Genomic DNA, 18115 nt, shown 5'->3' on the forward strand with positions numbered 1-18115 from the left:
GGACGCTCCCGCCGCTTTTACACGGAAAGGACCGTATATAATGAAAAATTTAGAAATTGACATAGAAACATTTTCATCTGTGGATCTGTCCAAATGCGGCGTTTACAAGTATGCGGAAAGCCCGGATTTTGAAATACTCCTGTTCGGATATTCGGCGGACGGCGGGGATGTGAAAGTTGTTGACCTGGCCTGCGGCGAGGAAATCCCTGCGGGAATATTAGCGGCACTTGCGGACGAAAACGTGACCAAGTGGGCATATAACGCAAATTTCGAGCGTGTCTGCCTGTCAAGCTGTCTGGGGGAATGGTTAGAGCCGGAATCGTGGAAATGCTCCATGGTCTGGTCGGCTTATCTCGGTCTCCCGCGGTCGCTGGAGGATGTGGGGGCGGCGCTTGGCTTGGAAAAGCAGAAGCTGTCGGAAGGGAAGGACTTGATTCGGTATTTCTGCGTACCCTGCAAGGCGACCAAGGCGAACGGCGGACGGATGCGGAACCTGCCGGAGCATGACAGGGAAAAGTGGGTGCGGTTCAAAGCATACAACCTCCGTGACGTGGAAACCGAAATGCAGATACAGCAGAGGCTTTCCAAGTTTCCCGTGCCGGATTTTGTGTGGGAGGAATACCATCTCGACCAGGAAATAAACGACCGGGGCATCGGCGTGGATATGGGGATGGTCAGAAACGCGATCGTCATGGACGGGCGTTCCAAGGCGGAGCTGTCTGCGGCCATGAAGAGGCTGACGGGGCTGGAGAACCCAAACTCCGTGCAACAGATGAAGCAGTGGCTTGCAGGGAATGGGATGGGGACGGATTCACTGGATAAAAAAGCGGTGGCAGGGCTTCTGAAGGATGCGCCGGAGCCATTACGGACGGTGCTGACGCTCCGGCAGCAGCTTGCTAAATCCTCCGTGAAAAAATACCAGGCGATGGAGAATGCGGTGTGTGCGGACAGCCGGGCGCACGGGATGTTTGCCTTTTATGGCGCTAATAGGACCGGCCGGTACAGCGGGAAGATCATACAGCTGCAAAATCTCCCTCAGAACCATATCCCCGACTTGGAACAGGCGCGGGAGCTTGTGAAACGCGGGGATTATGACGCTCTGGAAATGCTCTATGAAGATATTCCCGACACGCTGTCCCAGCTCATCCGCACGGCATTTGTGCCGCAGGACGGAAGAAAATTCATTGTGGCGGATTTTTCAGCTATCGAAGCGAGGGTGCTTGCGTGGCTTGCCGGGGAAAAGTGGGTGTCGGAGGTGTTTGAAAAAGGCGGCGACATCTACTGCGAGACCGCCGCCCGCATGTTCCACTGCAGGGTGGAGAAGCACGGCGAGAATGCGGGGCTTCGGCAGAAAGGGAAGCAGGCCACTTTGTCCTGCGGCTACGGCGGGGCGGTCGGCGCATTAAAGTCAATGGGCGCACTGGAAGCGGGGATGGCGGAGGATGAGCTGCAGCCGCTTGTGGACAGCTGGCGGGAAGCGAACCCCAATATCGTGCGGTTTTGGTGGGAAGTGGACTCCGCCGTGAAGGGATGCCTCAGGAAGAGGGACACCACGGAAACGCATGGCATAAAGTTTACTTACCAGAGCGGCATGATGTTCACAATCCTCCCATCAGGCAGATGGCTTGCCTATGTAAAGCCGCGCATCGGGGAGAACCGTTTCGGAGGGGAGTCCGTCACATACATGGGTACGGGCGGCACGAAGAAATGGGAGCGCCTGGAAACATTTGGCGGGAAGCTGGTGGAAAACATTGTGCAGGCGGTCAGCAGGGATATCCTCTGTTACGCCATGCGGACGCTTCGGAACTGCTCCATTGTCGCCCATGTGCATGATGAAATTATCATTGAATCGGACAGGAGGATGTCCGTGGAGGCTGTATGCGAACAGATGGGCAGGACGCCGCCCTGGGCAAAAGGGCTGCTGCTCCGGGCAGACGGTTATGAATGTCAGTTTTACCAGAAGGATTAGGCAGGGGGTGTGCGATGGGACGGTTGCGGATTGAATACGGGACGGGATACATGGAGCTTATTGTGGAAACATTCTTCCCCTGCAAGATGCCGGCGATGAAGAAGGCCGCAAGGCTCATCAATCAATACTGCACGGATGAGACAAGGGCGGGGCTGCTCTCGGAGTTGCGGGAGATGGCGGACGGGTATAAGGCGCTTTGTGATATGTACAGGCAGAAGATGGAAGAGCTTCCAGAGGGATCGCCCGCATACTGGCGCTGGAGGGCGCAGTTTAACAAGACGGAAGCCCTCCGAAAACGGATGAAGCGAAATATCGGCGTGATAGACTCAAAGGCAGAATAACGGAACGGGCGTCTGCTTTCCCATACAAGGGAACGGATGCCTGTTTTTTTGCACATCAAATCAGGCCGGCACAGTTTTGGACTAAAAATTTTTTCGGGTCACTTCGGATTTGGCAGATTTCCTTTGCCTATAGGGGCAGGAGGCAGATCAGATGCCTTACTTTTTAGAAAACGGAGGTAATTCGTATGCATGAATTACAGACATTCAGCAATGCAGAGCTTGGTTCTGTAAGAACGGTGACTATAAATGGCGAGCCTCATTTTGTGGGCAGGGATGTAGCGGCAGCTTTGGGCTACAGCAATCCAAGAGACGCCCTTGCAAAGCACGTCGATGATGAAGATAAGGGGGTAGCGAAATGCGACACCCCTGGCGGTATCCAGGAATTTTCTGTTATCAGCGAGAGCGGCCTTTACAGCCTCATCCTCTCAAGCAGGCTGCCGTCGGCGAAGAAATTCAAACGCTGGGTGACTTCAGAGGTGTTGCCTGCCCTCCGGAAGCACGGTGTGTATGCGGTGGACGAAATACTCGCAGACCCCGATACCATGATCGCGGCCCTGACAGAACTGAAAGCGGAGCGGGAACGCTCCAGAACGCTGGCGCAGACCGTCGCTGTCCAGCATCAGCAGATTACGGAGATGAAGCCGAAAGCGAGTTATTACGACGTGGTGCTGAACTGCAGGGATCTGGTGGCAATCTCGGTCATCGCAAAGGACTACGGCTGGTCGGCAAACCGCATGAACCAGTACCTTCATGAAAAAGGCGTGCAGTACAAGCAGGGGAATAAAATCTGGCTGCTGTACCAGAAATACGCAGAAAAAGGATATACCAGCACCAAGACGCACAGCTATCCGGCAAACGATGGCACCGTCCACACGAAGGTGCATACTTACTGGACGCAGCAGGGGCGGCTGTTCATTTACGGCCTGCTTAAGGCGGACGGCATCCTGCCCACGATGGAAAGGGAGGACGGATGCGATGATCGGTAAGAAAAATATGGAGGGGTATGCGGATCTTACCGCATACCATGCGCTGGCAAAAATCGGGCAGGAAGAACGTGCCGCCCGTTTCCGGCCGCTGGTCTATATCTGCAGCCCGTTCGGCGGGGATGTCTGCGGCAATACAAAAAAGGCGCGGCTTTACTCACGCTTCGCGGTGGATAAGGGGGCCATCCCCCTGGCAGTGCATCTGCTGTTCCCACAGTTTTTGTCGGAGGAAACCGAACGCCCGCTTGCCCTTTACATGGGAGGGGTGGTCCTTGCCAAATGCCAGGAAGTATGGGTGTTCGGGAGCCGCATATCCGAGGGCATGGAAAAGGAAATATGCAAAGCCAGGAGGATGCACAAGGCTGTCCGTTATTTCACGGAAGATCTGGAGGAGGTCCCGCATGAAGATTAAGGTGGCGGTCTGTAATAAGAAGACGGACAAAAAATACAAAAACCAGGAGCAGGAATGGGAGTACCTTAAGAGCCGCAACAGCAGCCCTGTCAGGACAACGGAAACTGCGGGGGAATACCCGAAGCTGACAAAGCAGCAGAGGGACGCGCTGAAAGACGTCGGCGGCTACCTGGGCGGCTGGCTGAAGGGCGGCATCAGGAAAAACGGCTGCGTTGCGCTCCGCTCCATCGGGACGCTTGACGCAGACCATATCGATGACAACGATGTCTTTATGCACAGTGTTAAGGTGGCACTTAATGGGGTGACTTTTTTCCTTTACTCCACGCACAGCCATACCCCGGATAATCCGAGATACCGGATAGTCATCCTCTTTGCGAGGGAAGTCAGCGAGGAAGAGTATCCGGCACTCATGCGGATGGCCGCAAAGCAGATTGGCATGGACTATTTCGATGATTCCACCTACCAGGCAAACAGGATGATGTACTGGGCATCCTGCCCGTCCAACGGGCAGTTTGTATTTGAAGATCAGGACGCGGAGCCGCTTGATCCCGATAAGTATCTCGGCATGTATGCGGACTGGCGGGACATCACGCAGTGGCCGATGTCGAGCCGGCAGTCGGAAGTCATAAAGGCAAAGGGCAGGGAACAGGCGGACCCTTTGCAGAAGGACGGCATCGTAGGGGCGTTCTGCCGTGCCTACTCCATTTCGGGAGCCATCGCGGAGTTTTTAAGCGGCATATACGCTCCGACTGCGGCTGAAAACCGCTATGACTATATTCCAGCCGACAGCATGGCGGGAGTTATGGTTTTCGATGACAGGTTCTCGTACAGTTTCCACGAGTCGGACCCCGCCTGCGGGAAGGAACTGAACGCCTTTGACCTTGTGAGGGTGCATAAGTTCCCGGATGAGGATGATAAGAAATCTTTCCGGGATATGGCGGATTTTGCAAGCAGGGATGAAAAGGTCAAGCTGCTGATTTTGGAGGAAAAGCAGAGGAACGCAGCAGCAGATTTCACAGAGGATGACGATTCGTGGAAAACACAGCTTGAGTACGAAAGCCGCTCCACGGCCCTTAAAAACTCGCTCCGCAACATTACCCTGATCATGGAGAACGATCCTAACCTTAAAAGCATTGTTTTCAATCAGCTGGCTGACGGGATGGAGATTAAGGGCGAGGTCCCGTGGAAACACCCGGCAAGGTTCTGGCGGGACGCGGACGATGCGCAGCTTATCAGTTTTGTGGATTCCAATTACGGCTCGTTCTCCGACAGGAACTACCGCATTGCGGTCACAAAGGTTACGGATGACCGCTCCTACCATCCAATCAGGGAGATGTTCGAGGCGCTGCCGCCCTGGGATAAGGCGGAACGGCTCGAAACTGTATTGATCGACTACCTTGGCGCGGAGGACAGCCCCTATGTGCGGGCGGTCACGAGGAAAGCCCTGTGTGCGGCATATATGCGCGTGTATCATCCGGGCATTAAGTTTGACACCATGATCGTCCTGAACGGGGCGCAGGGGATCGGCAAAAGCACCCTGATCGCATGGCTTGGCGGGGAGTGGTTCTCCGACAGCCTTGCGCTCTCGGATATGAACGACAAGACGGCGGCGGAAAAGCTGCAGGGCTATTGGATCTTGGAGATCGGGGAGCTTGCGGGCATGAAGAAGGCTGACATCGACAAGGTCAAGGCGTTTATATCAAGGCAGGACGATAAGTACAGGGCCAGTTTTGGGCGGCGCGTGACGCCGCATCCGAGGCAGTGCGTGTTCTTCGGCACGACCAACAGCGAGAACGGGTATCTGCGCGACATCACGGGGAACCGCCGCTTCTGGAACGTCAAGGTGAGCGGCCAGGGGAAGTGGAAGCCTTGGGATATGACCGCCGAGGTCGTAAAGCAGATTTGGGCGGAGGCCGCCGAGACCGCCAAAGCGGGGGAAAAGCTGTATCTCGACGCCGGCCTTGAGGAATATGCCAAGCGTGAACAGCGGGAAGCCATGGAGCAGGATGACCGCGAAGGCATCGTGCAGGAGTACCTTGACATGCTCCTGCCGGAGGATTGGGACGGCATGGACCTTTACAGGCGGCGCGAGTATTTCCGGGACCAGGACGACCCGACGAGGACGGAGGGGGCCGTGGTGAGGCAGACCGTCAGCAACATTGAAATCTGGTGCGAGTGCTTTGGCAAGGGCAAGGAGGAGATGCGCCCCTCCGATTCCTACGCTATCTCTGCCATTATGGCGCGGATTGAGGGCTGGAAGAAAAGCGACAAGTCCAGGCGGTCCGCTATTTATGGGAAACAGCGTATCTACATCAGAACAACCTGACCTGTTCCATGGCTGTTCCGCACGGCCGTTCCATGCGGAAAGCTTTAAAGGCACGGACGCTGGCGGCTGTGCGGAACAATGGAACAGAAAAATCTTAATAGCACAAAAAAATAAAAAATATATGTAAATGGAGCAGGCGTTCTTGTGCCAGCGCATGTATTTCGCGCGTAAGGGGATTTTCCGTTCTCTTGTTCCAACGGATGCCAAAAGCTTTTGAAGACAAAGGATTTCCGGTGGAACAGGCATATGGAACGGGTACGGAACAGGAACAAGGAGGGATTTTCGATGATTAGAGATGGACGGCCTTACACCAATGAAAACGGATGGGAGGACAATGGGCTGATCACAGACCGCAGCGATGATGTGAAAAATGCGGTGGATGAATGGATACGGCAGAATGTACGTGCCGCAGGGAAAATACTGCCTGGGCGGACGAGTTATGGGATGAAACACCTGCTGGAGCATGACACGGGCATTTACCTTACCAATAACGAGTTCAAAGACGCCATGATGCTGGCAGGGCATCCCCCCGTGAATGCAGGGGAGCTGAACTGGCGGTATCGGATCGTGCTCACCCGTGAAATCAACGACAACCCCAGCCCGTTTTTCCAATGGGCGGGGAAATTTAAACGGGACGCTTCACCATGCGGCGATTTCGTCAGGGATATGCTTGCGTGTTTTGATTTCCCCAAAACGGCAAGCCATCAGGCAATCTCAAGCTATCTCTGGCAGGCCGGTGCCTGCAGAGGAGCGGTTGACGCTTTTGAGGAACTGTGGAGGGCATATGCGGGAGAAAACCATTGAACAGAAATTCGTCCGGGACGTAAAAGCTGCGGGAGGCATCGCGCCGAAATTTGTCTCCCCCGGATTTGACGGGATGCCTGACAGATTAGCGATTCTCCCTGGCGGGAGGCTGGCATTCGTGGAAGTCAAGATGCCGGGCAAAAAGCCAAGGCCGCTGCAGCTTGCAAGGCATAAGCTCCTGCGGCGGTTGGGATTCAAGGTATATGTGCTGGACAGCGAGAAACAGATTACACGCATCATTAGCGAGATGGGAGGTGATGCCGAATGAAGTTCATACCACATGACTATCAGTCCTATGCGATTGATTACATCGAGAGCCATAAGACAGCGGCGGTTCTCCTGGATATGGGCTTAGGCTGAGCAAGACCGCAATCACTCTGACGGCAATAAACAATCTTCTTTTTGACCGCTTTGAAGCTCATAAAATCCTCGTAATAGCACCTTTGCGGGTGGCGAGGGCTACTTGGGCAGATGAAATCAAAAAGTGGAATCATTTGAATGGACTGAAATACAGCGTGGCGGTCGGTACAGAAACCGAACGGCTGTCGGCACTTCGAAAACCGGCAGACATCTATCTCATCAACCGTGAGAACGTACAATGGCTGGTTACGGAGAGCGGCATCCCCTTTGATTTTGACATGGTGGTGATTGATGAGCTGTCCTCCTTCAAGAACCACCAGACGAAGCTGTTCAAGGCGCTGATGAAAGTCCGGCCGAAAGTGAAGCGCATCGTGGGGCTGACTGGCACGCCAAGCAGCAACGGCCTGATGGACCTATGGGCGGAGTTCCGGCTGTTAGATATGGGGGAGCGGCTTGGCCGGTTCATCGGGCAGTACCGCACTTCCTACTTCCGGCCGGATAAGCAGAACGGGCAGGTGGTGTTCTCCTACAAGCCGCTGCCGGGGGCGGAGAAGCAGATTTACAGTAAAATCTCTGACATCACCATTTCCATGAAGTCCACCGACCACCTGCGGATGCCGGAGCTGGTGGATTCCAGGTACACGGTGTACCTTTCCGAAACGGAGTGGGAGAAATATGAGGAGCTGAAAAAAGACCTCGTCTTGCAGTTACCAGATGGGGAAATCACAGCCGCCAACGCCGCATCCCTTTCCGGGAAGCTGTCGCAGATGGCGGACGGGGCGGTGTACACGGATGCGGGAGAAACCATCGCCATCCATGAGCGGAAGCTGGACGCACTGGAGGACATCATCGAGGCGGCATACGGCAGGCCGGTGCTTGTGGCCTACTGGTTCCGGCATGACCTGGAGCGTATCACGGAACGGCTCCAGAAGCTGAAAATCCCGTATGCCAGGCTGGACACGGACGGCAGTATCCGGAAGTGGAACGCCGGGGAAATCCCGGTGGCATTGATTCATCCGGCATCCGCAGGACACGGCCTGAATCTCCAAAGCGGTGGGAATACCCTTGTGTGGTTCGGCCTTACCTGGTCGCTGGAATTATACCAGCAGACGGTGGCGAGGCTGTGGCGGCAGGGGCAGCAATCGGAAACGGTGGTGGTGCAGCACATCATCACGGAAGGCACCATAGATGAGCGGATCATGAAAGCCCTTTCTGAAAAAGATACCACGCAGGCCGCGCTGATCGATGCGGTGAAAGCAGACCTGGAAATAAAAGCCAATCAATGACAATCTGAGCCAAATGATGAAAACAAGTGACAATCCGGGAACAGTTAAAATTTTCTATTGGAGGTATCAGATTATGGGAATCGCATGGAAGTACCTGGATAAGAAGTCGGCGGCGGCAGACGCGGTGAAGGATTACGGCAGTATGAAGTTCATCATTGAACACACGGACGATGAGATAAAGGTAGCATATGAAAAAATGGGCGGGATCAGTAGCCCGCAGTTTGACGGGGTGCCACACGCACACAATCCCCATGCCGCGGAGGACAGGATGGCGGAGGGCATGGATGAGATCAGCGTCCTGCGGGAGCGGTACCGGCAGGCAATGGAATACATGGCGTGGTTCGGCCCGGCATGGGAGGAGCTTTCGGAGGACGACCGCTATGTGCTGGATGCGTTCTACAGTGAGGACAACGAATACGGCAGCAGCGCGGCGGATGACGTGGCGGACTACTTTGGGATTGAGCGGGCGTCCGCATACCGGAGGAAGAACCGGGCGCTGGCAAAGCTGACCACCCTGCTGTTCGGGAAACCATAATGTCCACTTTGTGAGATGATTTATCCGTTTCGGCGTGGTATGCTGATAGGGTAAAAATGTCAAGAGGGCCTTCGCGGGAGCATCGGAATCCTGCAGGGGCTTTCTTTATGCCGTGAGGAGGTGAGGCAGATGCCAAGGAAACCGAAGGGGCCGTGTTCCTTCCCTGGCTGTCCCAGGCTGACGGAGGGGCGGTTCTGTGAGGAGCATGGGAAGCAGGAGAACCGCCGCTACGAGAAGTACGACCGTGACCCGGCTGTACGCCGTAGGTATGGCAGGGCGTGGAAACGAATCCGTGACCGTTACGCCGCAAAGCACCCGTTCTGTGAGGAGTGCCGGAAGAAGGGGCTGCTGCGGCCGGTGGAGGAAGTACACCACAGGCTGCCATTGGCAGAGGGCGGGACGCATGACGAGGCGAACCTCGTGTCGCTGTGCCAGTCCTGCCATGCGAGGATTCATGCGGAGCGCGGTGACCGGTGGAATAAGCGTTAATGTACCGTGTGCGGGTTCCTTGTGGGGATTTCTGCCAGCCGGGAGGGGCGGTCGAAATCTCCACAAGGGACCCGCCGGGGAACGGGCGTGGGGTGTCACGCATAAAAACCGGAAATCAAACGGGGGATTGCCCCTGCAGGATTTTCCGTAAAATAAAGGCTTTTAAGGCGCTGCGGCGTTTGATTTCCGCAGCATTTTTTCAAAGAAAATCAAAGAAACGGGGTGGAAACGGTGGCAAAAGACGGCAGTGGGCGTGGCGGCGCAAGGCTAGGGGCGGGGCGCAAGCCCAAGGCCCTCACGGAGAAGATCAGCGAGGGGAAAACGGCGGAGGTGCTGATGGAACCGGCCGAGCTGGAGGGCGTGGATGTGCCGCCCGTGAAGGACTTCCTAAAGTCCCCGCAGAAAAGCGGGCGGGAGCTGGTGGCGGAGGAAGTGTATAACGAGACGTATGCCTGGCTGAAGGCGAGGGGCTGTGAGAAGCTGGTCACCGTGCAGATGGTGGAGCAGTACGCCATGAGCGTGTCCCGGTGGATTCAGTGTGAGGAGATTGTTTCCTCCACTGGATTTCTGGCGAAGCACCCGACCACGGGAGCCGCCATCGCCTCCCCCTATGTTTCCATGAGCCAGTCCTATATGAAGCAGACCAACTACTGCTGGATGCAGATTTACCAGATCGTGAAGGAGAACTGCTCGGTGGAGTTTTCGGGGAACACGCCCCAGGATGACGTGATGGAGCGCCTGCTCCGCGCGAGGAAAGGCATGTAGGGATGTTTGAAAATTGGGAGGTATACAGAAAAAATTATAAAATGTACAAAAAGAAGATTGACAGAGTAGGCGTTCTCTGCCATACTATAATGATTTAGCGACAAAAGAGCGTTAAATGGAGGCGTGGGCAGATGGGAGAAAAAGAATGGCATACGAATATGTGAGTGAGAAGGAAGTCAAGCCATACCGTAGTGAGTGTTCACAGATGCTTACAGAACTGCGGGATTATCTGAATGAGGAATATGGCATAGTTACTCAGTTTTTCCTTGTAGGCAGCGGAAGCGATGCACGGAAACTTGTTATGCGGAATGGGAATGCCCCATTTGACTTGGATTACAATCTGATGGTCATAAGGATGCCGGAGGAATATTGGAATAACCCCCAATGCCTTAAAAACAGGGTAAGGGATTCTTTGAATCTGATACTAAGGAGAAGCAGGAGCCGTGTTGTAAGGGGAGGCAGGTTCTCCGATGGGAAGGATTCAACATCTGTTATAACTGCATTGATGTATACTCCCAGTATTCTGTCACAAGTGGTTTTTAGCTTTGACCTTGCCATATTGGCCAAGGATGAAGATGGGACTTATTATAGGCTGATCCATGATAAGCGATCTAACAATTATCATTGGGGGGGGGAGCACCAGCCGTCCATCATATCCGGAAAAAAGCTGATGCCATTAAGTCCAAAAGGCATTGGGATGAAGTCCGGGAAAGATATAAATACAAGAAAAATATGTATCTTGAACGGCAGGATAAAAGCCATCCATCCTATATAGTTTATGTCGAAACAATAAACGAAATATCATAGAAAATATTTTAACTGATTATTTTTGAAACCGTCCTATGGGGCGGTTTTTTCATGCTCTTTTTAATCGGAGGGTGTGTATTTAAGTAACGCTGTCTGCTGTGAAATGGAGGTTTTAATGAATACGACGACTGATATGCAGCTTGTGGCTGTTGGGAAATTAATACCATATGTGAATAATGCGCGGACTCATTCGCCGGAACAGCTCACGAAGCTTCGCTCGTCTCTGCGGGAGTTCGGCTTCATCAATCCGGTCATCATCGACCGGGAGTTCAATGTCATCGCGGGGCATGGCAGGATTGCCGCCGCGAAAGAGGAAGGCATGGAGGAAGTGCCGTGTGTGTTTGTGGATTATCTGACGGAGGCGCAGAAGAAAGCCTACATCCTCGCAGACAACCGCATGGCTTTGGATGCAGGATGGGATGAGGAGCTGCTCCGCATTGAGATTGAAAGTCTGCAGGGGGCGGATTTCGATGTATCCCTGACGGGCTTCGGCGAGGATGAGCTTGCCGACCTTTTTGCCGGGGACGAGGAGAAGGATGTGAAGGATGATGGCTTCGACCTTTCCGCCGCGCTAGAGAAAGCGGCGTTCGTGGAGCGGGGCGACATCTGGACGGTGGGAAGGCACAGACTGGTGTGCGGCGATGCCACCAGCGCTGAGGACGTGGCGGCGCTCATGGACGGGAAGAAAGCAAACCTCATCGTGACGGACCCGCCGTATAACGTCGCATTCAGGAGCGGCAGCGGGCTTTCCATCCAGAATGACAGCATGGAGAACGGGGAGTTTTACACTTTTCTGTACAATTCATTTTCACAGATGGCGGCACACCTGGAAAAAGGCGGTGCGGCTTATGTGTTCCATGCGGACACGGAGGGGCTGAATTTCAGGAAAGCATTTGTGGACGCGGGGTTCCACCTTGCCGGGGTGTGCATCTGGGTGAAGAATTCCCTCGTGCTTGGGCGCTCGGATTACCAGTGGCAGCATGAGCCTGTGCTGTACGGCTTTCTGAAGAACGGGAAGCACCCGTGGTATTCCGACCGGAAGCAGACCACCATCTGGAACTACGACAAACCGAAGCGGAACAAGAACCACCCGACCTCCAAGCCGCTCGACCTGCTCGGCTACCCCATCCGCAATTCCTCCCAGGAGAACGCCATCGTGCTGGACACTTTCGGCGGCAGCGGTTCCACGATGATGGCGTGTGAGCAGACAAACCGCATCTGCTGCATGATGGAACTGGATGAGAAGTATGCGTCCGTCATCCTGCGGAGGTATGTGGAGGATACCGAGGACTCGGAAAATGTGTATGTGGAGCGGGGCGGGGAGAAGATCCCGTACTCCGCGCTGGTGAAGGAGGTGGAAACAGATGGACAGAACACTGATGATTGAAATATTCCGCAGGATACACGCCCTTGGCGGCTGTGACGCCTCGGAGCAGTTTGACCGGGGATGGGATGCGGCAGTGGCGTCCTGCGAAGACGTGCTGACGGAACTGACGGGCATCTCCTATGATGATCTGGAAGATGGGGGCGGTGCGGATGGATAATGCGAATACAGAAACGAAACTGACCCTCGGTAGCCTGTTTGACGGCTCCGGGGGTTTTCTGCTCGCCGGCCTGCTTGCCGGGGTACGCCCGGTCTGGGCTTCGGAAATAGAGCCGTTCCCCATCCGGGTGACCACGAAGCGGCTGCCGTTTGTGAAGCACCTGGGCGATATCAACGGCATACACGGGGATGGGATAGAGCCGGTGGACATCATCACCTTCGGCTCGCCCTGCACCGACATGTCGGTGGCGGGAAAGCGGGCGGGGCTGGGAGGGAAACAGTCCAGCCTGTTCTACGAGGCGGTAAGGATCATAAAGGAAATGAGGTGTGCGACAGATGGAAAATATCCAAGGTTCATCGTGTGGGAGAACGTCCCCGGTGCCTTCTCATCCAACAAAGGAGAGGACTTCCGCTGCGTCCTCGAAGAGATCTGCTCTGTCAGGGATGAGGGCGTTTCTGTTCCTGGACCTCCGAAGGGGAAATGGCCAAACGCGGGGGAGATCGTGGGTGACGGATATTCCGTGGCCTTCAGGCAGATCGACGCGCAGCTGTGGGGAGTCCCCCAGCGAAGGAAACGCATCTACCTTGTCGGGGATTTTGCAGGGTGGGGTGCCGGAAAAATATTATTTGAGTCCGAAGGCGTGTCTGGGTATTCTGCGGAGGGCTTCCGCGCGTGGCAAGGAGCTGCCCGCCATACTGAGGAAGGCGCTGGAGCGGCAGGCGGCATCCGGGGAGTGACCTGCCTCTGCGACCAGGGCGGTCAGAGGATGGATGTGATGGAGGACATGGCCTGCACCCTGCGGGCGGAGGCGCACCATCCGCCGTGTGTCCTGGATGCGGCGGGGTTCTGCACGGAGCATTCCGCACAGGCGCGGGGCATCGGCTATGAAGAGGAAACCTCGCCCACGCTCCGTGCCGGGACGGTGCCTGCGGCGGTAATGTTTGAGAACCATTCGCAGGACACGCGCTACACGGGGCCGCTGGAGACCGCACCCACGGTCAGCGCCACCTACGGCATGGGCGGGAACAACCAGCCGTTCGTGGCGGAGCCGGACACACCCAAGACCATGAAGGTGAGGGCTGGAAAATCCGGCGGGGGCAAAGGCATTTTAGTCCAGGAGGATAGATCGGCGACCCTCTCATGCAATAACGACCAGACGGTGTTCGTGCCTGTGCAGGCTTACGGCATCTGCTCCAAAGACAGCAACGCCATGAAGTCGGATAACCCGCACAGCGGATTTTATGAGGCGGCAACCTCCCGGACGCTGGACGCAAACGGCGGGAATCCATCCTGCAATCAGGGCGGGATCGCCGTGGTGGAGCCGGAGGGGATGTCGGCGTTCCACATCAGCCAGAGGGACGAGGTCATCGACCTGCATGGGAAGTCCGGGGCATTGATGGCGACCCGGAATATGCAGATGCAGACCTTCGTCCTGCAGGGTTCCATGATCGGGCGGGATGATAAGAATGGGCCGCAGGGCAGCGGCATCAATGAGGATGTCTCTTTCACGCTGGATGCAACGGACCGGCACGCCGTGGCGCAGCCGATCTACTGCACCAGCAAGAATTCCCATTTCACGCGGGCGGAGAAGGAGCTGGCGAACACGCTGGTGGCTACTGATTATAAGGACCCGCCCGTCATCAACGATGTGAAGGCGGAGCCGGACTACATCGTGAGGAGGCTGACGCCAACGGAATGCGCGAGGCTCCAGGGCTTCCCGGACTGGTGGTGTGACGGCCTTGGCACGGAGGACCCCACAGAGGATGAGCTGGCGTTCTGGCGGGAGGTGTTCGAGGCCCACCGGAAGATCATGGGGACTTCCAAAAAGCCGAAGACCGACAGGCAGATAGTGAAATGGCTGAAAGACCCCCACTCGGATAGTGCCGAATACAAAATGTGGGGAAACGGCATCGCGCTGCCGAACGCATATTTCGTGCTTGCGGGCATTGTGTACTACGCCCAGTTCCCGGACTTTTTATTGTGACATTTTTCCTGCGGTTTCCCTTGCTATTTTTACCACTTTGAGTGATTAATGTAGTACCACAAAAAAAGGAGGGCAAACAGCATGGAAAGAAGATTCAACGCAACAGGGGAACGCAGGAAAGAGATGGTAAAGGTCATTTCCGGGATTGTCGGGATGAAGGCGGTCTACATGAGGATGCCGACCTGCGCATACGCAATCAGCAACTTCACGGTCAGCAAAGAAGGGGCGCTGGCCTGGGATGAACGCAGCAGCGGGGAACTGGTGGAAAAAGTCCTGGCAGGGCTGGCGCAGGCAGGTTTCACGGCAGAGCCGGAAGAGACCGCAGAGGCGCAGGCGGAGCCGGAGGATTCCACAGAAGAAGCGGCGGAGCCGCAGGAAACCGCAGAGGCGGAGGAAGCGGCTGCAGATGCGCCGGAACCGGAAGAATCCGCAGAGGAACCGGCCATGGATACGCCGGAGGCGGCAGGCGGGGAAACTGCTCAGGCAGAACCGCAGGAGGGCATCGGGCTTACGGTGTCGCTGCCGAGGGAGTCCTTCACGGACGCAGCCCTGGAGAACCTGCACAGGCTGGTGGACGCCAAGGCCGCCCTGATCAAAAAGGCGCTGGCGGTGGAGAGCCTCCCGGTGGAGGCGGACGCGGAGAAGGTCTCCTTCCCCTGGTTCGCGGACGGACAGGACGGGGATGCGGCGAAGGCATACACGCACTTCATCACCGCCCTCTGCGACATGGCGCGGAAGCAGAAGCGCGTCACGGCGAAGGAGCGTCCTGCGGATAACGAGAAATACGCCTTCCGGTGCTTCCTGCTCCGGCTCGGCTTCATCGGGGAAGAGTACAAGGGCGAGCGGAAGGTCCTGCTGAAGAACCTTTCCGGCAACGGCAGCTTCAAGAGCGGGGCAAGGAAGGGGGCGGCAGATGATGAAATTTCCGAGTAGGGAGGTTGTGGAGCGCGTCCGCAGGGAATACCCTGCGGGGACGCGGGTGGCTTTGGTCAGGATGGAAGATGAACAGGCCCCGCCAGCCGGGACGGAGGGCGTGGTGGAAGGTGTGGACGACACGACTTCTTTGATGGTCCGCTGGAACAACGGCTCGCGCCTCCATGTGATCTACGGCGAGGACGAAGTCCGCAAGATATAGCGGACGGGAGCCATAAACTACACAAAATACGGCATCAAACCTTGTGTACTTTATGCCCGTGATTGACTTGCTATTATCCCCTTTTAGAGCGAATATGTGTACTACCGAAAGGGAAAACACACAAAACGGAGGTAAAAGGGATGAACGAAAAAATGGCAAGGCAGATAGCGGAAGCAAAGAAACAGACCATCGGGGTGGAGATAGAGATGAACGGCATCACGAGGAGCAGGGCGGCGAAGGCCGCGGCAGACTTTTTCGGAACAGGGCGGTACAAAGACACAGCAGGTCGGAACGGCTACTGCACCTGGAGCGCCTGGGACGCCGACGGCAGGGAATGGAAATTCCAGAGGGACGTCAGCATCACGGGGCCGGACAGCGAAAAATGCGAGCTGGTGACGCCGGTCCTCACCTACGCGGACATTGAAACCCTGCAGGAGCTTGTCCGGCAGCTCCGGCACGCCGGCGCGAAGAGCGACGCGGGGAGGGGCTGCGGGGTACACATCCACATCGGCGCGAAGGGCCACACGCCGCAGAGCCTGAGAAACCTCGCCAACATCATGGCGGGTCACGAGGGCCTGATCGCGGAAGCCCTCGACCTTGACCGGGGCAGGATGAGCCGCTACTGCCGCACGGTGGACCCGCGCTTCCTGGAGCAGCTCAACAAAAAGAAGCCGCAGACCATGGCAGCCCTCGCGGACATCTGGTACGCAAGCCACGGCGCGGGCTACAACCGCAGCGCCCACTATAACGACAGCCGGTACCATATGCTCAACTACCACGCGACCTTCACGAAGGCCACGGTCGAGTTCCGGCTCTTCCAGTTCGACGCCCCGGCAGGCGGGAAACGGAACGGCCTCCACGCCGGGCAGCTCAAGGGGTACATCCAGTTCTGCCTCCTGCTCAGCCAGATGGCGAAGGAAGTGAAGAGCGCAAGCCCGAAGCCGCAGCAGCATGAGAACCCCAAATACGCCATGAGGACCTGGCTCCTCCGGCTCGGCTTCATCGGGGACGAATTCAAGACCGCGAGGGAGGTCCTCACCCGCCGCTTAAGCGGGGACGCATCCTTCCGAAACGGGAGATAAACCGCAGGACCCAGCCTCCTGCCGCCTTACCCAAGCCGCAAAAGCGGCCTTAAGGCAGTAGAAGGTTAGGCCCTTCGGAAAGGAAGGAAGACATTATGGAAAAAAGATACTACATCGCATACGGCTCCAATCTGAATATCCCGCAGATGCGGATGCGCTGCCCTGGGGCGAGGATCATCGGCACCTCGGTGATTGAAGGCTACCGGCTCCTGTTCAAAGGCAGTAAGACCGGCTCCTACCTCACCATCGAGCCGCAGGAGGGCGCGAGCGTCCCCGTGGCGGCATGGGCGGTGACAGAGGAAGATGAGGCGGTCCTGGACCGCTACGAGGGCTTCCCCGCCTTCTACTACAAAAAGGAGATGGAGCTGCCGCTCAAGGGGATTAAGACTGGCAAGGTCCGCAGGCGCAGGGTGTTCGTCTACATCATGCATGAGGACCGCCCTCTGGGGCTGCCGAGCCGGTCCTACATGGAAACCTGCAGGCAGGGCTACCGGAGCTTCGGTTTTGACGGGGCGTTCCTGGAACGGGCGTATGCCGACAGCGCGGCGGGGGAGGCGCGGGAATTTCCGGGCGGGTGGAAGGCAGGGGACGCCTGCTTCCTGGTGACGAACCGGAAGAACGGCTGCACCGGCGCATACACCGTGCGGGGGTTTGACGGGAGGTACTTCTGCCTGGAGAACAGGAATGGGAGCCGGTGCCGTGCGTCCGCAGGGCGGATGTTCCGCAGCAGGGAGGCGGCGCTTGGAAGGGAGGCGGATGCGGAATGAAACACACGGACAGGGAAAAGAGGGTATGCCCCAGGTGCGGGCAGGCTTACCGCGGGAGGCCGGCAGTCTCACGGAAGGACAATGAAACGCAGCTCTGCCCGGACTGCGGCACCAGGGAGGCGCTGGAGGGCATCGGCGTGGGCGCAGCGGAGCAGGAACAGATCCTTGAAGCCATCCACAGGTGTTACGGGAGGGGGCAGGAAGGATGAAAGCATACGGCAGGAACCTCCGGTGGATTGAGGATCACCAGTACGGGGATGAGATGCACACCGGGATCGCCATGCCCGCGTCCGGGAAAAGGCGCGGGCAGAGGCGGAGGCGCTACAAGCGGCCGTTCAAGAAGTCGGAACGGCAGCATTCCAAACACATGATCCGCAGGGAGCTTGGCGGGGATTAGCCCGCCATAAACTACACAATTTCCGGCGCACATATTTGTGTAGTTTATGCCCGTTATTAACTTGCTATTATCCGCGATCAGAGCGAATATGTGTACTACCGAAAGGGAAAACAAAAAGACAAAACGGAG

At 56.5% G+C, this 18115-nt stretch carries 21 protein-coding genes; all 21 read left to right on the forward strand.

The features are described from left to right. Nucleotides 1-40: 40 nt before the first annotated feature. The 21 genes from ACPW7J_RS05355 to ACPW7J_RS05455 all read left to right on the forward strand — a co-directional run bounded on the left by ACPW7J_RS05355 (nt 41) and on the right by ACPW7J_RS05455 (nt 17986). Nucleotides 41-1969 carry a DNA polymerase gene (locus ACPW7J_RS05355; RefSeq protein WP_425757059.1) on the forward strand — a complete coding sequence of 643 codons (1929 nt, stop codon included), beginning with the start codon at nt 41-43 and terminating at the stop codon, nt 1967-1969. 14 nt (nt 1970-1983) lie between these two features. Next, nucleotides 1984-2310: a hypothetical protein gene (locus ACPW7J_RS05360; RefSeq protein WP_425757061.1), complete on the forward strand. Its 327-nt coding sequence runs from the start codon at nt 1984-1986 to the stop codon at nt 2308-2310. 185 nt (nt 2311-2495) lie between these two features. Further along, nucleotides 2496-3296 (forward strand): phage antirepressor KilAC domain-containing protein, encoded by an 801-nt coding sequence (locus tag ACPW7J_RS05365; RefSeq protein WP_425757063.1) that lies wholly within the window; start codon nt 2496-2498, stop codon nt 3294-3296. Continuing rightward, nucleotides 3286-3705: a DUF4406 domain-containing protein gene (locus ACPW7J_RS05370; RefSeq protein WP_425757065.1), complete on the forward strand. Its 420-nt coding sequence runs from the start codon at nt 3286-3288 to the stop codon at nt 3703-3705. The genes ACPW7J_RS05365 and ACPW7J_RS05370 overlap by 11 nt, the downstream gene beginning before the upstream one ends. Next, nucleotides 3695-6031 (forward strand): VapE domain-containing protein, encoded by a 2337-nt coding sequence (locus tag ACPW7J_RS05375; RefSeq protein ID WP_425757067.1) that lies wholly within the window; start codon nt 3695-3697, stop codon nt 6029-6031. The genes ACPW7J_RS05370 and ACPW7J_RS05375 overlap by 11 nt, the downstream gene beginning before the upstream one ends. A gap of 246 nt (nt 6032-6277) precedes the next feature. Continuing rightward, the gene (locus ACPW7J_RS05380; RefSeq protein ID WP_425757069.1) at nt 6278-6835 is read left to right on the forward strand and encodes a YozE family protein; all 558 of its coding nucleotides are present in this window, start codon (nt 6278-6280) and stop codon (nt 6833-6835) included. Beyond that, nucleotides 6816-7103, forward strand: a complete 288-nt coding sequence (locus tag ACPW7J_RS05385; protein WP_425757071.1) for a VRR-NUC domain-containing protein — start codon at nt 6816-6818, stop codon at nt 7101-7103. Before ACPW7J_RS05380 ends, ACPW7J_RS05385 begins: the two co-directional genes overlap by 20 nt. A 118-nt stretch (nt 7104-7221) precedes the next feature. Next, nucleotides 7222-8481: an SNF2-related protein gene (locus tag ACPW7J_RS05390; RefSeq protein ID WP_425757501.1), complete on the forward strand. Its 1260-nt coding sequence runs from the start codon at nt 7222-7224 to the stop codon at nt 8479-8481. Nucleotides 8482-8554: 73 nt separating this feature from the next. Further along, nucleotides 8555-9016: a hypothetical protein gene (locus ACPW7J_RS05395; RefSeq protein ID WP_425757072.1), complete on the forward strand. Its 462-nt coding sequence runs from the start codon at nt 8555-8557 to the stop codon at nt 9014-9016. A gap of 129 nt (nt 9017-9145) precedes the next feature. After that, nucleotides 9146-9505, forward strand: a complete 360-nt coding sequence (locus ACPW7J_RS05400) for an HNH endonuclease (RefSeq protein WP_425757074.1) — start codon at nt 9146-9148, stop codon at nt 9503-9505. Nucleotides 9506-9736: 231 nt separating this feature from the next. Continuing rightward, nucleotides 9737-10270, forward strand: a complete 534-nt coding sequence (locus ACPW7J_RS05405) for a P27 family phage terminase small subunit (RefSeq protein WP_425757076.1) — start codon at nt 9737-9739, stop codon at nt 10268-10270. 145 nt (nt 10271-10415) lie between these two features. After that, nucleotides 10416-11045, forward strand: coding sequence for a hypothetical protein (locus ACPW7J_RS05410; RefSeq protein WP_425757078.1), 630 nt, complete (start codon nt 10416-10418; stop codon nt 11043-11045). Between the two features lie 147 nt (nt 11046-11192). Continuing rightward, nucleotides 11193-12464, forward strand: coding sequence for a site-specific DNA-methyltransferase (locus ACPW7J_RS05415; RefSeq protein WP_425757080.1), 1272 nt, complete (start codon nt 11193-11195; stop codon nt 12462-12464). Beyond that, nucleotides 12442-12621, forward strand: coding sequence for a hypothetical protein (locus ACPW7J_RS05420; protein WP_425757082.1), 180 nt, complete (start codon nt 12442-12444; stop codon nt 12619-12621). The genes ACPW7J_RS05415 and ACPW7J_RS05420 overlap by 23 nt, the downstream gene beginning before the upstream one ends. Beyond that, entirely contained in the window at nt 12614-14605 is a 1992-nt protein-coding gene (locus ACPW7J_RS05425) for a DNA cytosine methyltransferase (protein ID WP_425757083.1), read from the forward strand. Before ACPW7J_RS05420 ends, ACPW7J_RS05425 begins: the two co-directional genes overlap by 8 nt. An 81-nt stretch (nt 14606-14686) precedes the next feature. Beyond that, nucleotides 14687-15538, forward strand: coding sequence for a virulence protein (locus tag ACPW7J_RS05430; protein ID WP_425757085.1), 852 nt, complete (start codon nt 14687-14689; stop codon nt 15536-15538). Further along, nucleotides 15522-15740, forward strand: coding sequence for a DUF4314 domain-containing protein (locus ACPW7J_RS05435; RefSeq protein ID WP_425757503.1), 219 nt, complete (start codon nt 15522-15524; stop codon nt 15738-15740). The genes ACPW7J_RS05430 and ACPW7J_RS05435 overlap by 17 nt, the downstream gene beginning before the upstream one ends. A gap of 140 nt (nt 15741-15880) precedes the next feature. After that, nucleotides 15881-16822, forward strand: coding sequence for an amidoligase family protein (locus ACPW7J_RS05440; RefSeq protein WP_425757086.1), 942 nt, complete (start codon nt 15881-15883; stop codon nt 16820-16822). A gap of 95 nt (nt 16823-16917) precedes the next feature. Further along, on the forward strand, nt 16918-17589 hold the full coding sequence (locus ACPW7J_RS05445; protein ID WP_425757088.1) for a gamma-glutamylcyclotransferase family protein: 672 nt from the start codon (nt 16918-16920) through the stop codon (nt 17587-17589). Next, nucleotides 17586-17798 carry a hypothetical protein gene (locus ACPW7J_RS05450; protein ID WP_425757090.1) on the forward strand — a complete coding sequence of 71 codons (213 nt, stop codon included), beginning with the start codon at nt 17586-17588 and terminating at the stop codon, nt 17796-17798. The genes ACPW7J_RS05445 and ACPW7J_RS05450 overlap by 4 nt, the downstream gene beginning before the upstream one ends. Continuing rightward, the gene (locus ACPW7J_RS05455) at nt 17795-17986 is read left to right on the forward strand and encodes a hypothetical protein (RefSeq protein WP_425757092.1); all 192 of its coding nucleotides are present in this window, start codon (nt 17795-17797) and stop codon (nt 17984-17986) included. Before ACPW7J_RS05450 ends, ACPW7J_RS05455 begins: the two co-directional genes overlap by 4 nt. Nucleotides 17987-18115: the final 129 nt, after the last annotated feature.

This window comes from Ihubacter sp. rT4E-8, from assembly GCF_049852125.1.
Taxonomy (GTDB): Bacteria; Bacillota; Clostridia; order Peptostreptococcales; family Anaerovoracaceae; genus Senimuribacter.

Excerpts from the sequence above, each read along its gene's own strand:
- ACPW7J_RS05420 (WP_425757082.1), top strand. The coding sequence starts at position 12,442 with ATGGACAGAACACTGATGATTGAAATATTCCGCAGGATACACGCCCTT.
- ACPW7J_RS05450 (WP_425757090.1), top strand. The coding sequence starts at position 17,586 with ATGAAACACACGGACAGGGAAAAGAGGGTATGCCCCAGGTGCGGGCAG.
- ACPW7J_RS05375 (WP_425757067.1), top strand. The coding sequence starts at position 3,695 with ATGAAGATTAAGGTGGCGGTCTGTAATAAGAAGACGGACAAAAAATAC.
- ACPW7J_RS05400 (WP_425757074.1), top strand. The coding sequence starts at position 9,146 with ATGCCAAGGAAACCGAAGGGGCCGTGTTCCTTCCCTGGCTGTCCCAGG.
- ACPW7J_RS05365 (WP_425757063.1), top strand. The coding sequence starts at position 2,496 with ATGCATGAATTACAGACATTCAGCAATGCAGAGCTTGGTTCTGTAAGA.
- ACPW7J_RS05355 (WP_425757059.1), top strand. The coding sequence starts at position 41 with ATGAAAAATTTAGAAATTGACATAGAAACATTTTCATCTGTGGATCTG.
- ACPW7J_RS05455 (WP_425757092.1), top strand. The coding sequence starts at position 17,795 with ATGAAAGCATACGGCAGGAACCTCCGGTGGATTGAGGATCACCAGTAC.
- ACPW7J_RS05440 (WP_425757086.1), top strand. The coding sequence starts at position 15,881 with ATGAACGAAAAAATGGCAAGGCAGATAGCGGAAGCAAAGAAACAGACC.
- ACPW7J_RS05415 (WP_425757080.1), top strand. The coding sequence starts at position 11,193 with ATGAATACGACGACTGATATGCAGCTTGTGGCTGTTGGGAAATTAATA.
- ACPW7J_RS05385 (WP_425757071.1), top strand. The coding sequence starts at position 6,816 with ATGCGGGAGAAAACCATTGAACAGAAATTCGTCCGGGACGTAAAAGCT.
- ACPW7J_RS05445 (WP_425757088.1), top strand. The coding sequence starts at position 16,918 with ATGGAAAAAAGATACTACATCGCATACGGCTCCAATCTGAATATCCCG.
- ACPW7J_RS05360 (WP_425757061.1), top strand. The coding sequence starts at position 1,984 with ATGGGACGGTTGCGGATTGAATACGGGACGGGATACATGGAGCTTATT.
- ACPW7J_RS05410 (WP_425757078.1), top strand. The coding sequence starts at position 10,416 with ATGGCATACGAATATGTGAGTGAGAAGGAAGTCAAGCCATACCGTAGT.
- ACPW7J_RS05380 (WP_425757069.1), top strand. The coding sequence starts at position 6,278 with ATGGAACGGGTACGGAACAGGAACAAGGAGGGATTTTCGATGATTAGA.
- ACPW7J_RS05370 (WP_425757065.1), top strand. The coding sequence starts at position 3,286 with ATGATCGGTAAGAAAAATATGGAGGGGTATGCGGATCTTACCGCATAC.
- ACPW7J_RS05435 (WP_425757503.1), top strand. The coding sequence starts at position 15,522 with ATGAAATTTCCGAGTAGGGAGGTTGTGGAGCGCGTCCGCAGGGAATAC.
- ACPW7J_RS05395 (WP_425757072.1), top strand. The coding sequence starts at position 8,555 with ATGGGAATCGCATGGAAGTACCTGGATAAGAAGTCGGCGGCGGCAGAC.
- ACPW7J_RS05425 (WP_425757083.1), top strand. The coding sequence starts at position 12,614 with ATGGATAATGCGAATACAGAAACGAAACTGACCCTCGGTAGCCTGTTT.
- ACPW7J_RS05430 (WP_425757085.1), top strand. The coding sequence starts at position 14,687 with ATGGAAAGAAGATTCAACGCAACAGGGGAACGCAGGAAAGAGATGGTA.